The 13214-nt window shown below is 49.3% G+C and carries 15 protein-coding genes and 1 pseudogene; 9 read left to right on the top strand and 7 right to left on the bottom strand.

Annotation, left to right across the window (positions count from 1 at the left end; translation table 11 throughout):
- The first annotated feature begins 58 nt into the window (after window positions 1-58).
- Both H6G00_RS36425 and H6G00_RS32975 read left to right on the top strand, forming a co-directional pair.
- Window positions 59-184 carry a hypothetical protein gene (locus H6G00_RS36425; protein ID WP_277882023.1) on the top strand — a complete coding sequence of 42 codons (126 nt, stop codon included), beginning with the start codon at window positions 59-61 and terminating at the stop codon, window positions 182-184.
- 63 nt (window positions 185-247) lie between these two features.
- Window positions 248-1618, top strand: a complete 1371-nt coding sequence (locus tag H6G00_RS32975) for a phospholipase D-like domain-containing protein (RefSeq protein ID WP_242042647.1) — start codon at window positions 248-250, stop codon at window positions 1616-1618.
- 9 nt (window positions 1619-1627) lie between these two features.
- Here H6G00_RS32975 and H6G00_RS32970 read toward each other — a convergent pair whose 3' ends face one another.
- Window positions 1628-2149: a dihydrofolate reductase gene (locus H6G00_RS32970; protein ID WP_190679566.1), complete on the bottom strand. Its 522-nt coding sequence runs from the start codon at window positions 2147-2149 to the stop codon at window positions 1628-1630.
- Between the two features lie 152 nt (window positions 2150-2301).
- Window positions 2302-2892, bottom strand: coding sequence for a lysozyme inhibitor LprI family protein (locus tag H6G00_RS32965; RefSeq protein WP_190799970.1), 591 nt, complete (start codon window positions 2890-2892; stop codon window positions 2302-2304).
- 226 nt (window positions 2893-3118) lie between these two features.
- Here H6G00_RS32965 and H6G00_RS32960 point away from each other — a divergent pair, with 226 nt between their 5' ends.
- The 4 genes from H6G00_RS32960 to H6G00_RS32945 all read left to right on the top strand — a co-directional run bounded on the left by H6G00_RS32960 (window position 3119) and on the right by H6G00_RS32945 (window position 5671).
- Window positions 3119-4192, top strand: coding sequence for a glycosyl transferase (locus H6G00_RS32960; RefSeq protein ID WP_190799969.1), 1074 nt, complete (start codon window positions 3119-3121; stop codon window positions 4190-4192).
- A 161-nt stretch (window positions 4193-4353) separates the two neighbouring features.
- Window positions 4354-4854 carry a hypothetical protein gene (locus H6G00_RS32955; protein ID WP_190800044.1) on the top strand — a complete coding sequence of 167 codons (501 nt, stop codon included), beginning with the start codon at window positions 4354-4356 and terminating at the stop codon, window positions 4852-4854.
- A gap of 62 nt (window positions 4855-4916) precedes the next feature.
- Complete coding sequence (locus tag H6G00_RS32950) at window positions 4917-5258, top strand: hypothetical protein (RefSeq protein ID WP_190799968.1); 342 nt, start codon at window positions 4917-4919, stop codon at window positions 5256-5258.
- On the top strand, window positions 5255-5671 hold the full coding sequence (locus tag H6G00_RS32945) for a secondary thiamine-phosphate synthase enzyme YjbQ (protein ID WP_190679562.1): 417 nt from the start codon (window positions 5255-5257) through the stop codon (window positions 5669-5671). The genes H6G00_RS32950 and H6G00_RS32945 overlap by 4 nt, the downstream gene beginning before the upstream one ends.
- 2 nt (window positions 5672-5673) lie before the next feature.
- Here the strand turns inward: H6G00_RS32945 and H6G00_RS32940 are convergent, their stop codons facing one another.
- Both H6G00_RS32940 and H6G00_RS32935 read right to left on the bottom strand, forming a co-directional pair.
- Window positions 5674-6306, bottom strand: a complete 633-nt coding sequence (locus H6G00_RS32940) for a response regulator (RefSeq protein WP_190645096.1) — start codon at window positions 6304-6306, stop codon at window positions 5674-5676.
- 193 nt (window positions 6307-6499) lie between these two features.
- A complete protein-coding gene (locus H6G00_RS32935) occupies window positions 6500-7246 on the bottom strand; it encodes a DUF554 domain-containing protein (RefSeq protein WP_190799967.1) in 747 nt (248 codons plus the stop codon).
- Between the two features lie 256 nt (window positions 7247-7502).
- Between H6G00_RS32935 and H6G00_RS32930 the strand changes: the two genes are divergently transcribed.
- A complete protein-coding gene (locus H6G00_RS32930) occupies window positions 7503-8327 on the top strand; it encodes a DUF3153 domain-containing protein (RefSeq protein ID WP_190799966.1) in 825 nt (274 codons plus the stop codon).
- 12 nt (window positions 8328-8339) lie between these two features.
- On the opposite strand, the gene H6G00_RS32925 is transcribed toward H6G00_RS32930, so the two are convergent.
- Together H6G00_RS32925 and H6G00_RS32920 are read right to left on the bottom strand one after the other, a co-directional pair.
- Window positions 8340-8969, bottom strand: coding sequence for a hypothetical protein (locus H6G00_RS32925; protein ID WP_190799965.1), 630 nt, complete (start codon window positions 8967-8969; stop codon window positions 8340-8342).
- A gap of 95 nt (window positions 8970-9064) precedes the next feature.
- A complete protein-coding gene (locus H6G00_RS32920; protein ID WP_190799964.1) occupies window positions 9065-10183 on the bottom strand; it encodes a D-alanine--D-alanine ligase family protein in 1119 nt (372 codons plus the stop codon).
- A gap of 416 nt (window positions 10184-10599) precedes the next feature.
- Here H6G00_RS32920 and H6G00_RS32915 point away from each other — a divergent pair, with 416 nt between their 5' ends.
- Entirely contained in the window at window positions 10600-11517 is a 918-nt protein-coding gene (locus H6G00_RS32915; RefSeq protein ID WP_190799963.1) for a hypothetical protein, read from the top strand.
- A 152-nt stretch (window positions 11518-11669) separates the two neighbouring features.
- Window positions 11670-12295, top strand: a pseudogene (locus H6G00_RS36950) (Uma2 family endonuclease).
- 24 nt (window positions 12296-12319) lie between these two features.
- On the opposite strand, the gene H6G00_RS32905 reads toward H6G00_RS36950, so the two are convergent.
- The gene (locus tag H6G00_RS32905) at window positions 12320-13141 is read right to left on the bottom strand and encodes a tetratricopeptide repeat protein (protein ID WP_190799962.1); all 822 of its coding nucleotides are present in this window, start codon (window positions 13139-13141) and stop codon (window positions 12320-12322) included.
- Window positions 13142-13214: the final 73 nt, after the last annotated feature.

Raw genomic sequence — 13214 nt, 5'->3', positions numbered from 1 at the left:
GGATATTGGCCCATTTCGCCAAGAAGCAGTGGCAACCAGTTAAATTTCTCCTCTGTTCATGTTCGGGAACCTTTCCTCTGGTGTAATGCCAGAGGTTTTTTTTGGGGCGATCGCGTTATCCCTTTCTCACCGTTGGGCAAAATCAGCCCATGCATTTCATTGCCTAGTGAATGCCCAACTGTGAGGATTTGTTGTGCGTCTATCATCCTGGTGGATTCGGTTTTGTCTTCTGTTTGTTCTGGGGCTATTGCTGTTTTTGGGTTTTAACCACTGGCGGCAAAGTTCAGCCCTCCAGCCAGCACTGGAGCCGCTACCTCAAGACCGATTCATTCAGGTTTACTTTAACCATTCACAAGCGGCGACCTATACCGAACCCTATCGCTTGCAGGAACGGTTAGGAGACGACTTGGAACAGGTCATCGTGGAGGCGATCGCCACTGCCCAATCATCAATAGATGTAGCTAGCCACGAGTTTCGCCTGCCTCGGATTGCTCAAGCGCTTCAGGAAAAGCAGCGAGTTGGCGTACGGGTGCGCGTCATCATAGAAAACGAATATAGCCGCCCTTGGAGTAGCTTTACAGCCGAAGAAGCAGGTCAACTGGATGAGCGTCAGCAAGGGAAATACCTGGAATTCTTTCAGCTTGCAGACCAAAATCAGGACGGACAGCTTACCCCAGCCGAAATTAATCAGCGTGACGCGCTCGTGATCCTGCAACAAGCCCAGATTCCGGTCATCGACGACACGGCTGATGGCTCCAAAGGCAGTGACCTGATGCATCACAAGTTTCTGGTGATCGATCATCGACTGGTGATTGTCGCTTCGGCTAATCTGACGACCAGTGATGTACATGGGGACTTTCTTGCCCCTCAAAGCAGCGGCAATGCTAACAACCTGGTGAAAATTGACAGCCCAGAACTAGCTCAGCTCTATACCCAAGAATTTGAGTTGATGTGGGGAGATGGTCCAGGTGGTGCCTTAGACAGCAAATTTGGCTTGCAAAAACCACCCCGTCCCGCTCGAACCGTGACACTGGCACCCGGCTCGACCGTCACAGTGCAATTTTCGCCAACCTCAACCTCTTTACCCTGGCAGCAAAGCACGAACGGGCTAATTGGCAGAGCCTTGAACACTGCGACTCAAACAGTTGATACAGCCTTATTTGTATTTTCTGACCAAAATCTCAGCAACGTTTTGGAAACTCGCCATCAGCAAGGCATTCAGGTTCGCACTCTGATTGATTCTGGCTTTATCTATCGGGACTATAGTGAAGCGCTAGACATGATGGGGGTTGCGTTAAAGAATCGGCAGTGTCGCTATGAGGAGGGGAATCGTCCCTGGAGTGGGGCGATCGCCACAGTCGGCACTCCCAGCCTTGCAGAAGGCGATCTGCTGCATCATAAGTTCAGCATGGTAGACGAACATCTCGTCATCACTGGGTCACAAAATTGGAGCGCAGCCGCTAACAATAGCAACGACGAAAACTTACTGGTAATTGATAATCCCACTGTTGCAGCACACTTTCAGCGGGAATTTGCCCGGCTTTACGAAGGAGCAAGTTTGGGCGTGCCTACTTTTTTGCAGCAGCGAATCAAAGAGGAACAAACCCGTTGTCCATAGGTTGCAGTTTTAGCTAATGCGCCTATAGGTTTCATATCTGAAACCCGGATGCTTTTCCTGATTCACGAGCTTAAATTGGCTGCCGATTAAATGCTGATAGTCTGGGAAAAAAGTATCCCCTTCAAAGTTACCTTCTACTAAAGTTAATTCCAGCGTATCTGCCAGGTTTAACGCTTGCGAGTAAATGGAAGCCCCTCCCACAATAAAAGCTTTCTCTTGATTCGCAGTATTCTTTAAAGCGTCTTGAACAGAATTAACAAAAGCCAGTTCAAAAGGGTAATCATGGCAATGCTCTGAGACATCTTCTTGTTCAGGACTGGATGAAACAACAATATTAAACCGCTTTGCTAAGGGACATTTCTCGACATCGAATTCCCAGGTTTTTCGACCCATGATCACGGGATGACCCAGCGTAATGTCCTGAAACCGTTTGGAGTCTTGAGGAATCCTCCAAGGCAGCTTGCCGTTTTTACCAATTACTCGATTAGATTCAGCAACAGCGGCAATGATAATTACTTCAGGTTTTTTCATTGTTTGATAAATTTAGGTAAAAGAAACCAACCATTCTAGTTAAATACCAATCGTTTACATTTCAGATTTAACCTTTGATTGGTATTTAGAAAAGTGTCTCTAGAGAAGGAATATGCGAGCGCCCCTTGCATCTTAAAGTTGATGTCTTCAAGCTAACTTTGTTCTAATTGACTTTGCAATTCAGCAGTTCGTTCTGTGGTGACTCGCTCCAGACAGCCATAGTAAATCGTCGGTTGAATTGAGCCCCCTTCATACTGGCTGCTCTCTGCCTCGCAGGTTTGGTCGCGATACTCAATCCAGGCGAGTTCTGCGTCAATCAGCTCTTCCTGTTCCTGGCTGTTGAGGCTGGACTTAAGTTCCTGATAAACCCGATTTAGCTCTTTGTCGGCTGTTTCATAAGACGCCTGAGCGCACTGGTTGATTTCGGCTTGGGTTTGAGCATTGGCACAGTTTGCTGATGGAGCCGATGCTTGAGCCGATGTAATATCAGGAGCCGAGGAGCTAGCCGCCGGGGCTGTGGGTTCAGGTGCCGCTTGGGGAGGTACTGCTTGGGACGGTTCTGACTCTGACTCTGGTGAAGGGGTAGCAGGTTCGACCGGAGAAGCCGCGGTTGAAGTTTGGGTAGGGCTAGCTGGGCTGGCTGAACTCGCTTGAGGAGAGTCTTCACTGCGAGAAAAGCAGCCAGGAGCGATCGCCAAAAGCAGGATCGCCAGCAATCCAGGTAGGTGTTTGGCTGTAAGCATCAATTTTTCCCTTAAACGGTTTTAGATACAGTAAAAGCAAAATCAATAGACTTGAGCAACCTGCTATAGAGTCAAAAGACTCAAAATTGCAGCATATTCTCCATAAATGGCAGATTCAAGCAGTTTGCTTTAAGGGCAAAGCGGCAAAGCACCTTGTTGATGGTCTGAAAAATGAGTATTTTGACAGGAGACTTCACCGTGAGTCTGTTCTGTCCTGGATCTGTCAATGCCTGAACCCATTCTTTACGTTGCAATTACCAATCACGGCTTTGGTCACGCCACTCGCACAGCAGCAGTAGTGAGCGAAATTAAGCGGCTCTGCCCTGAAATGGTCATTGCGCTGGTGACGACGGCTCCTCGCTGGCTGCTAGATTCTTACATTCAGAGTGATTTTATTCATCGTCCGCGTGGGTTTGATGTGGGTGTGATGCAAAGTGACAGTATCACAATGGACAAACCCGCTACGTTGGAAAAGCTGAAGCAGATTCGGGCACAGGCAAATTCACTGATTGCCTCGGAAGTGACCTTTATTAAGCAGAATCGGGTTGGTCTGGTGCTGGCAGATATTCCACCGTTAGCAACGGCGATCGCCCACGCTGCCCACGTTCCCTGCTGGATGATCAGTAATTTTGGCTGGGATTTTATCTATCGCGCCTGGGGTGGTGAGTTTGTTGAGATGGCAGACTGGATTGTTGAGCACTTTGGGGAATGCGATCGCCTCTTTCGCCTACCATTTCATGAGCCGATGTCTGCCTTTCCTCACATCACTGATGTGGGACTGACCGGCGGTTCACCCCGCTATGCGATCGAGGAATTGCGGACAAAGTTTAATCTGACTAAACCACCAGAACAAACTACCTTGCTGACCTTTGGCGGCTTAGGGCTTGACCAAATTCCCTACCAAAATTTAGAAAATTTCGCTGATTGGCAGTTTATTACCTTTGACCGTCAAGCTCCCGATTTGCCAAATTTGCTCAAGATTACCGACCGTCACTACCGACCCGTAGATTTTATGCCGCTTTGCGGTCGAGTTGTCTCAAAGCCTGGATACAGCACTTTTGCTGAAGCTTGCCGTCTAGGAGTGCCAATCGTTTCTGTTACCCGTGAGGACTTTGCTGAGTCGCCCATTTTGCTGGAAGGCATTCAGGACTACGCCCACCATCGAATTTTGCAGCCTGCTGAGTTCTTTGGCGACTGGCAGTTTTTGCGAGAACCCATGCAGCCACCTCGACAGTCACAGCCTTTAGCAGTTGATGGGAATGAGGCGATCGCTCAGTCCGTCAAAGATTATTTCTATTAACATAGCTTTATTGACATCGCTATTGACATCGCTTTGCTGAACTTCAACCCGCCCAACCCATGACAGCAGCAGTCAACTCGTTTGACCAGATTCTGGTTTCTGAGGAAGCCGAAGAGAAAACTGAAACTTTCACAAACCAACCCATCCCCGACGAATTGGGCATGACAGCTTCAGTAGAAACTCCAACAGAGAGTGTTGCCGTTTCAACGATAGAGCTGGCCGCTAAGGACGTGCGCCTTGTGCTGACCGAGCAGAGAGAGCAAAGTCAAATTCTCACGACAAAGCTCAACATTCTCTTTGTCACGAATGGGGCTTTGCTGACCAGCCTCAACATTTCCCGTTTGATGATGATCCCCAGCCCGTTTAGCATCACTGAAGTGATTGGGTTTTTAATCAGTTTCACGCTACTAGTAAGGGCATTTCTCCCTCGCCAGGTGGCAGTTAGCCCGAATTTAGAAGACCGTAAATTTTTGGAGAAATATCTGGTTTTGTCACCAGACGAATACCAGCTACAGATGCTAGTTAATTTGACCGAGACTTATAATGCAAATAAGCAGCGACTTGATGATGTTTCTCAAACTTTGAGGTACGCCGCTTATGCTACTTGGGTAATTGCTGTGGTGATGTTAATGCATATGGTGGTAGTTTATTTCCTGATATGAATCTGATCGGGGTTCGTGCTTGAGAAATGCCGCTGCAAATTGCTTGAGATAACCGCTAACTTATGGAAGCTAAACCAACTGATAGCTCTGTGCTTGAGAAGCGTATCCGTTTGCCAGAACCCGATATGTCTAACATCACGGTTCTGACGCGCCAGTTGCCAAATGAGCCGATCTTGCCCTGGCACCGTTACGACTCTCCCTGGCTTAACCCAGAATCAGAATCGCTAGATGCGTCAGAGGCTGAAGCAGATCAGGCAGCCAACCAACCGGAAGACGATTCTGCAAGCGTGGAACTGGAAGAACATCAGGCTGTTGAGAGCGAGGGTGATGCTGTACTGCCCGATAGCAGCCTCACTGACACTGCTAGCCCAACTGACACCGCTCAGGCAGAATCCGTTTCATGAGTCATTACCAGCAATTAGTCAAAGTCAAGACCAACGGCAAATCGATTCATAAGATCACATCAGAAATCGAGTCTGCTGTGTCTAAGTCGGGTATTAGCACCGGGCTATGTACGTTATTTTTACGGCACACGTCAGCCAGTTTAATTATTCAAGAGAATGCTGACCCCGATGTGCTGCGAGATCTGGCAAATTTTTTGGCAAAGCTGGTGCCTGAGGGCGATCGCTACATCCACAGCACCGAAGGTCCAGATGATATGCCTGCCCACATTCGTACCGTCTTGACGCACACCTCAGAGCAAATTCCGATCGCCCACGGTCGGCTCATGCTGGGAACCTGGCAGGGCATTTATGTCTGGGAACATCGGCAGCACAGCCACCTGCGCGAGGTGCTGGTGCACATCAGCGGCGATTAGGCTTACACAATTCCTGCACGCAATGCAACGACCGCGGCCTGCACCCGATCGTCTACCGCAAGCTTGTTCATGATTCCGCGAACATGGGTCTTGACGGTGTTGGGGCTGAGGTAAAGGGCAGCGGCAATTTCTGGGTTGCTATAGCCTTCAACCATCAGCTTGAGCACTTCTAGCTCCCGTTGTGAAAGTTGACCGACTGCGCCTACATCAGTTTGCGTCGGAGGCTTCAAATGATCTAAAACTCGGCGGGCAACGTGGGGATCAAGATAGCTGGCTCCTTCTTGAGCAGCGGCGATCGCTGCCAACAACCGATCAACGCTCGTGCCTTTGACGCAATAAGCATCCGCACCGCTAGAGAGCGCCCCAATCACCTCATTCTCCGTAGTGTGAGAGGTGAGCATGACAATGCGTACCTCTTTGAGTGATTGTTTGATTTGCTGGGTTGCAGCAATGCCGTCCAATCGAGGCAACCCAATATCCATCACAATAATGTCGGGCTTCAGCTTGAGGGCTTCTTCAACTGCTAAATAGCCGTCATCCACTCGACCCACAACTTCAATGTTGGGATAAGCTGCCAAAGACTGCTCTAACCCTAGCTGCATCATTGGGTCATCTTCGACAATCAAAACCCGCATGGGTGGCAGTTCGGAGAATGAATTCATAGGGGCACTTCTTTCGGGAAAGATCTGGCTACAGTCCAAGCCACCGACAGACTAACCTAACGAATTCTAGATTACCAGTAAGAATCGGCAAGTTAAGCCCAACTTTAGAGTTTCAACGTTTTCAACAACAGCAGAAACAGCTGGAGTGGCATCGGTGAGAAGTTTACTATGACGTCAGCCGAGCAGCGATCGCATACAGCAACGGACTCAACAGCAAAGCGGGTAAAAAGGAAGCAATTCTGACCTGAGCAACCTCCAGCAAATTTAACCCTAACCCCGTAATCATTAGCCCTCCTACGCCTGTAATCAGCATCACCTGGGGCGCAGTAGCCGGATCAGGCAGTGTTTGGGCAAGCGCCCCTGCCGCCAGAGAAATTCCGCCCTGGTAAATGAGGATAGAAAGGGCAGAAAAGCCAACACCAATGCCAAAGCTGCTGGTGAGGGCGATCGCTGCTAGTCCATCCATCGAAGCCTTTAGCGTTAGCAACGTGTTGTTGCCGACCAAGCCGTTATTTAGACTGCCAATTAACGCCAGCGGACCCACGCAGAACAATAGACTAGCGGCGACAAATCCTTCCGTAAAGCTGCCTTTGCCTTTAAACCGATGCTTCAACCAATTGCCTACCGCTTCTAGGAGAAGCTCTAACTTCCACCATTCACCCAGTAGCCCACCCAGGACAAGCGCCAGCAACCCTAAAATTACTCCATCGACCTGACCTGCCTGTGCCTCTCGCAAACTTCCAGCCATGCTAAAGCCAATGAACAGCGTCACCAAACCTAAGCCCTGAGTGATCACCTTCTGCATCTGTCCAGGTAGCCGCCCCCGCAGAAACAGCCCTAGCGCAGTACCTAAAACAACTGTAATGACATTAATCCAGGTGCCGCTAGTTCTTACCCAAAAATCGAGTACCATAGACGCGCTGCAAATAAGTGATGGAATTTAGCAATTCCGTCACCTATTCAACCATTACGCCTGCACGAAAAAATCCTACTGTTGCGTGAACTCGCATCTTCACTCTATAAGGGCGAAGCATTCAGCAAGCATTTTCTAGCTCACAACAAAGTTTTTTGCCCGAACGCTTCGCCTCTACAGGGATTTGTGGTTTTGCAGTTTGGAGTATGCTTCTATCTAAGCAACTTTATCGCATTGACTCACCCGGAACCCTTCCATGCGTAGATCTTCCTCATCTACATCTGCTTCTCTAGTGGTCACGGCGCTAAAACTCCTGATCCGAGTTCTAGTTCGGCTGCGGGTATTTTGGATTATTCTGATTGCGGCTCTGTTTCTCTCTGGCTGCGTTAAGTATGACGTGGGTGTTCACTACGACAGCCAGAATCATGGAACCCTTGTACAGCATGTGCGGTTGAGCGATCGCCTCACCAGCTTTAGTGATGCTGCCCAGGAATGGCTTCGTAGCGTTGAGCAACGGACTAAGCAGTTGGGCGGGCGGGTCAAGCGCGTCTCGGATCAAGAGTTGCGGGTGACGATTCCGTTTAACAATGGGGCAGATCTGGAGGAGAAGTTTAATCAGTTCTTTCAAAGCCAGGCAGAAGCTTCTGTTGATGATTCCACTGCTGAATTAGGCTTGCCCGAACTCACCTCGCATCTGACGTTAACCGAAAGCAATCTGCTGCTGCTAGAGCGCAATCGCCTTAGCTTTGATCTGGATTTGCGATCGCTTGGTGTTCTCTCCAGCAAGGGCAATTTGTTGGTCAGTCCTGGATCTCTGATCGATCTAGAATTTAGCCTGGATAGTCCCTGGGGTGCCCGTAGCGTCAATTCCTCTAGCGAAGCCGTGCGCCAGGGCAAGCAGCTTGTCTGGATGCTCAAACCGGGAGAAATCAATCACCTCGAAGCTATCTTTTGGATTCCCAGTCCGCTTGGAATCGGCAGTGTGGCGATCGCCCTATTCGTCATTAGCGGCAGTTTCGTAAAATCTCTCCTGGAACCTCAACCCGAAATATCAGCGGTCGAATCAGCACCAGAAATATAGCTCCCTTTCTCACTAACGCCAAAAAGAAAGCGGGCGACGATAGCGAATATCTAAATTATCTGCCAGATTTTCCTCTCCCCAATCCAACGGATGGCTTTCCTCTGTTGGAACAACGCTAACGCCTGGTTCTTCGGATTCAGTTCGAAGGGTAGAGGGTTTCAGGGCAGGTGCAGTAGGGCGGGATTGAGAAATCGCTCCATTTTGAGCCAAGATTCGAGGACTAACGGAGCCACGTTTTGGTTTTCGGGCATTGGGAGGCTGTCTCAAGCGCTGGGAAACCATCAAGGACGCGATCGCACAGCTAAAGGCGATCGCTCCAAATGACCAGAGCGGTAAGGAATCTTTGTCCTCAACGGAAGGGGACACGGAAGGGGACGCTGGTGTGTCAGGTGACTCAATGGCAGCTGGTTCTTGAATTTGTTCGCTCTGAGTTACAAATTCAGGGTTAAGCAAAAAGCTATTGAGCGTAACCTGAACAATAATCAGCAAGATTGTCCACAAACTGCCCCAAAGTAGAAACGGATGGCGGCAGAGTGCCCGCATCAGCAGGGCAAAGTCTGATTTGCTCTGACCAGCAGCAGGAAGAACGAGTTGTCCCACTGCTGGGTTGGCTGTCTGATTGTGAATCTGATCCTTTTCCATCTGCAACCTCAGCAGTACAGAGCCAGACTATCTCTAATACGTCACGCTTGATACTAGCTACGATCTGGTCTGCTGCGCCGAGGAGGCATGAGAGTTTAGGAACCGCGCTCCAGCGCAAGCTGAATTAGTTGATCGACCAGTTCTGGAAAGGCAACCCCACTAGCTGCCCAGAGCCTTGGATACATACTAGTTGCTGTGAATCCAGGCAAGGTATTAATTTCGTTGATGAAGACTTCACCAGTTGCCTCAACGTAGAAGAAGTCTATCCTGGCTAGCCCTGCTGCATCAACTGCGGCAAATGCTTTCAGTGACATTTCTTGGATTTGCTGAGCGATCGCTTCTGGTAAAGGGGCAGGAATCAACAGTCCTGCTAATCCCTCAGTGTATTTAGTTTCGTAATCATAAAAATCGCTCTCATAGGTGATTTCACCGATGACGGATGCTCTAGGTTGGTCATTTCCTAAGACGGCGCATTCTACTTCACGGGCGGTGACTCCGGCTTCGACAACGAGGCGGCGATCATAGCTGGCGGCATTGTCTAAGGCTGCTTCGAGTTCGGGGCGCGATCGCACTTTGGCAATTCCAACTGAGGAACCTAGGTTGGCGGGTTTGACGAAGCAGGGATAGCCCAGCGTTTGTTCGATTTCGTCACATAGTTTTGGAAAAACACAGGGGTTTGACCAGATTTGCGAACGGTTGACGGCTACGTATTTGACTTGAGGGAGCCCAGCCTGAGCAAAGACCATTTTCATGGCGATCTTGTCCATTCCTAAGGCGGAACCGAGAATGCCTGAGCCCACAAAGGGAACTTGCATGAGTTTGAGCAATCCCTGAACGCTGCCATCTTCGCCGTTTGGTCCGTGCAAAATCGGAAACCATACGTCTACATCGGCGACTTGGGCGGGAGACTGCCAGCGCAATTTTTGAGAATCGGTAGCTTGAAGGGTACCTGTAGAATTTTCGGCGGCTTGCTTTTCGTCAGGTAAAGCGGGGTCGGATGCAGAAATTTGTAGGGGGGTGCCGCTTTCGAGTACCTGTTGGGCGATCGCCGCTCCTAGCCAGCGACCATCTTTTTGAATGTAGACGGGGTTGATCTGGTATTTGTCGGTGTTGGCACCGGAGCTTAGGGCTTGGGCGATCGCCTGAGCAGACCGAATTGAAACTTCATGCTCTCCTGAACAGCCGCCAAATAGTAGCCCGACTCGCAATACCATAGCCCTAAACTCCTGCCACTCGTTGTTCTATGTATCAGCAGTAACATCCTGAATGACTGCTGGTCATGAGACTAAATTTAATTACGCAGATAGCGTATCATAGGCAGTTCTGATTCCTCGTCTCAGTTGGGTCTTTTTCTGGGGACTTGCCCCCAGCCCCCCACTGGGGGACGAGGCGCGTCCCCCAGACCCCCTCTGCAATTGGATTGGGGATAGGTGGCATGGCGCGCTTCGCATTGATGGGAGGCAAGTGCTTGGTGGCTCCCTCGGTTTCGCTTTGGATCATTTCAAAATAAAATGACTCAGGGTGCCGAGTATGGATTTTGCAAGAATGCTCATGGCAGTGCTGCGTTGGAGGAGGCAAAGCAAGCTTATGCCTCGCGTTGGCTGTGCCACTACCAATATTTGGGTTGACGATGACACAAAAAATCAAGATTGCTGCTTGGCTGAGTCGGGTTTTGGTGCTAGGTTTGGCGATCGCTTCACCGCAGGTTGCTAAAGCATCGGGCGAAATTCGCGTGACGCAATCAAGTGATGATGTGGTTGCTGAACTGTCTTATAGCGGAGAAGTTTTGGGGGCTGAACCGTCTCAGTTCGCCAACTTTAAGCTGCGAGTCGTCAGAGCGGGTCAGACTTTGATCGATCAGGATCTTGCCACTGCCCGCAGCACCTATGGCAACCCGTCAAATATACAGTCGCCGGGCAATCGTCCTTTCCCAGAATCACTCAAGGTGGTAGACCTGAATCAGGATGGTGAACTCGAGATTTTGTTTGACTTCGGCGATCGCCCTGGAGGTTGCTGCACCTATACCCAAATTTATCGGTATGACCCTGAACAGCAAACTTATTCCTACACGGAGCATTTTTGGGGTTATGCAGGTTATCGGCTACGCGATTTGAATGAAGATGGAGCGCCAGAATTTCTGACAAATGATAATCTGTTCGCTTATCCCTTTGGCTTTCCGTCGGTTGAGATGTCGGAACAGCTTCAGGAAAGCAGCTATTCACCCAGCGTTTTGCCGCTGCGGGTTTTGCAATATCAGGACGGCAGAATGGCTGACGTGACGCGCCAATATCCGCAAGAGTTAGGGAGCCATGCCTACATTCTCTGGTCACACTACTGGCAGCGTCAGAGTAGTGGAGATACCAGGGTCAGAACAGATCCTACGATGAAGGTCGTTTGGGCAGCTTATCTGGCAGATAAACACTTGTTAGGGCAGGCACAGGAAGGTTGGCAGATGGTAGAGCAGGCTTACCAGGGAAGCGATCGCCAACAGTTCTTTAACAGTCTCCGCACTTTCTTGCGTGAAAATGGCTATGCTCAAGAGTCTTAATTTCTTGATTATTGCAATTAACGATTAGCTACCAGCTAACTGTTGTTTGAGATTACAAATGGCAGCGCTGGTGTTGCGTTCGTAAGCAATCTGGACGCAGCGAGCGATCGCCTTCCCCAATCTAAAATGTAAACACCCTACGCTTTTGTCTCATGCTTGCAACTTCACCTTCCCTTATTGAAGTAGTTCATTTATCGGGAATTAGCTGGCAGACCTATGAAACACTGCTGGAAGAATTGAGCGATCGCCGTCTCCGCCTCACTTACAATCGCGGCAATTTAGAAATCCTGACCCCTTCCCCTGAACATGAACTTGGCAAAGAAGTTTTAGGTCGTTTCGTAGAGACAATCGCAGAAGAGTTGGAGGTGCAAATTTATCCTCTTGGCTCAATGACATTCAAACGTCCTGAACTGAGCGGGGCAGAACCCGATAAATGTTTTTACATTCGTAATATTGCTGCGGTTCGGGGAAAAAACGACTGGATTTAGACAAAGACCCTGCTCCCGATCTTGTAGTTGAAATCGATGTCACTAGTAGCTCTAGCGATCGCCTCCAAGTCTATGCAGATTTAGGCGTAGTAGAAGTCTGGATTTACAACGGGGAATTTCTTGTAATCAAACAATTACAAAGTGATACTTACATCAATTCTCAGACCAGTCAATTCTTCTCAAACGTGCCAGTTCCAGAAATCTCCAAGTTTCTACAACAGGCTGAAACAACTGATTACCTGGAGTTGGTGAAGATTTTTCGGCAGTGGGTGAGAAACCAGATTGGGTGAGGGGCGATCGCTAAAAAGCTCGGCTTAGTACAGCGTTAGCATTAGCTGCTTCCGATAACCTTTGGTTAGCGGATGGTCGTCTCCTAGCAGATCAAAGATGGCAATCATAGCTTTTCTAGCGCCGTCGTTTTTGTATTTGCGGTCTTTCCCGACGATCGCCAAAAAGCCTTGCAGCGCCGCTTCATAGTTCTGCTCTAGCGCTAGTTTGGAGGCATTCGAGAACTGCTGGTCTAGCTCAGACTCGATCACCGGATTGTCAGTTTCTTGCTGAAACTGAATCATCGCTTTGATTGCTTGCGCTTCTGCAAAATAGCCCTTCTCATGTTCTTGAATCGTTGCCAGCATTTTCTGGGCAGGCTCCAACTGATTCAAACTGAGCAGAAATTTGGCAGCTTCTAAAATCAGCTTGCGGTCTTCAGGATATTTCTGAAATAGCTGGTCAAACTGCTGTTTTGCCTGGGCTGGGTTATTTGCGGCGATCGCCTCCCTTACAGCTTCCAACCCCAATTCCAACTCTGACTTCAGCCCAAGCTGAGCCAGCAAATCTCGAATCTCAGCTTCGGGCAACATACCTACAAAGCCGTTGCTGAGTTCACCATGGCTCACCACCCGCACATCAGGAACGCCCTCAATTCCATAAGTGCTCGCTAGCTCTGGGTTTTGGTCAATATCTACTTTCGCCAACACAAAGTCATACTCTTGGGTCAGCTTTTCCAAAACCGGCTTGAGCATCTGGCAGGGTCCACACCACTGAGCAAAAAAGTCTACCAGTACTGGCTTTTCGTAAGACTTTTGCACCACTTCAGCCGCAAAATTTGCATCACTAACAACAATAGAAGATCCCATATTCATTTCCCTCCTGTGTCTAGATTCTACTGATGTGGGTGAAGGTTGAAAGGGAGGAATAGCAAGGTTAAAG

Origin of the sequence: Leptolyngbya sp. FACHB-541 (assembly GCF_014695875.1) — a bacterium.
Classification (GTDB): Bacteria; Cyanobacteriota; Cyanobacteriia; order Elainellales; family Elainellaceae; genus JAAUTN01.
This window is presented reverse-complemented; position numbering and strand designations above follow the sequence as displayed.

Bases quoted from the DNA above. Each gene is read 5' to 3' on its own strand.
- H6G00_RS32935 (WP_190799967.1), bottom strand. From the start codon at position 7,246: ATGGTACTCGATTTTTGGGTAAGAACTAGCGGCACCTGGATTAATGTC.
- H6G00_RS36425 (WP_277882023.1), top strand. From the start codon at position 59: ATGTTCGGGAACCTTTCCTCTGGTGTAATGCCAGAGGTTTTTTTTGGG.
- H6G00_RS32955 (WP_190800044.1), top strand. From the start codon at position 4,354: ATGACAGCTTCAGTAGAAACTCCAACAGAGAGTGTTGCCGTTTCAACG.
- H6G00_RS32920 (WP_190799964.1), bottom strand. From the start codon at position 10,183: ATGGTATTGCGAGTCGGGCTACTATTTGGCGGCTGTTCAGGAGAGCAT.
- H6G00_RS32925 (WP_190799965.1), bottom strand. From the start codon at position 8,969: ATGGAAAAGGATCAGATTCACAATCAGACAGCCAACCCAGCAGTGGGA.
- H6G00_RS32970 (WP_190679566.1), bottom strand. From the start codon at position 2,149: ATGAAAAAACCTGAAGTAATTATCATTGCCGCTGTTGCTGAATCTAAT.
- H6G00_RS32940 (WP_190645096.1), bottom strand. From the start codon at position 6,306: ATGCGGGTTTTGATTGTCGAAGATGACCCAATGATGCAGCTAGGGTTA.
- H6G00_RS32930 (WP_190799966.1), top strand. From the start codon at position 7,503: ATGCGTAGATCTTCCTCATCTACATCTGCTTCTCTAGTGGTCACGGCG.
- H6G00_RS32965 (WP_190799970.1), bottom strand. From the start codon at position 2,892: ATGCTTACAGCCAAACACCTACCTGGATTGCTGGCGATCCTGCTTTTG.
- H6G00_RS32945 (WP_190679562.1), top strand. From the start codon at position 5,255: ATGAGTCATTACCAGCAATTAGTCAAAGTCAAGACCAACGGCAAATCG.
- H6G00_RS32960 (WP_190799969.1), top strand. From the start codon at position 3,119: ATGCCTGAACCCATTCTTTACGTTGCAATTACCAATCACGGCTTTGGT.
- H6G00_RS32915 (WP_190799963.1), top strand. From the start codon at position 10,600: ATGACACAAAAAATCAAGATTGCTGCTTGGCTGAGTCGGGTTTTGGTG.
- H6G00_RS32905 (WP_190799962.1), bottom strand. From the start codon at position 13,141: ATGGGATCTTCTATTGTTGTTAGTGATGCAAATTTTGCGGCTGAAGTG.
- H6G00_RS32950 (WP_190799968.1), top strand. From the start codon at position 4,917: ATGGAAGCTAAACCAACTGATAGCTCTGTGCTTGAGAAGCGTATCCGT.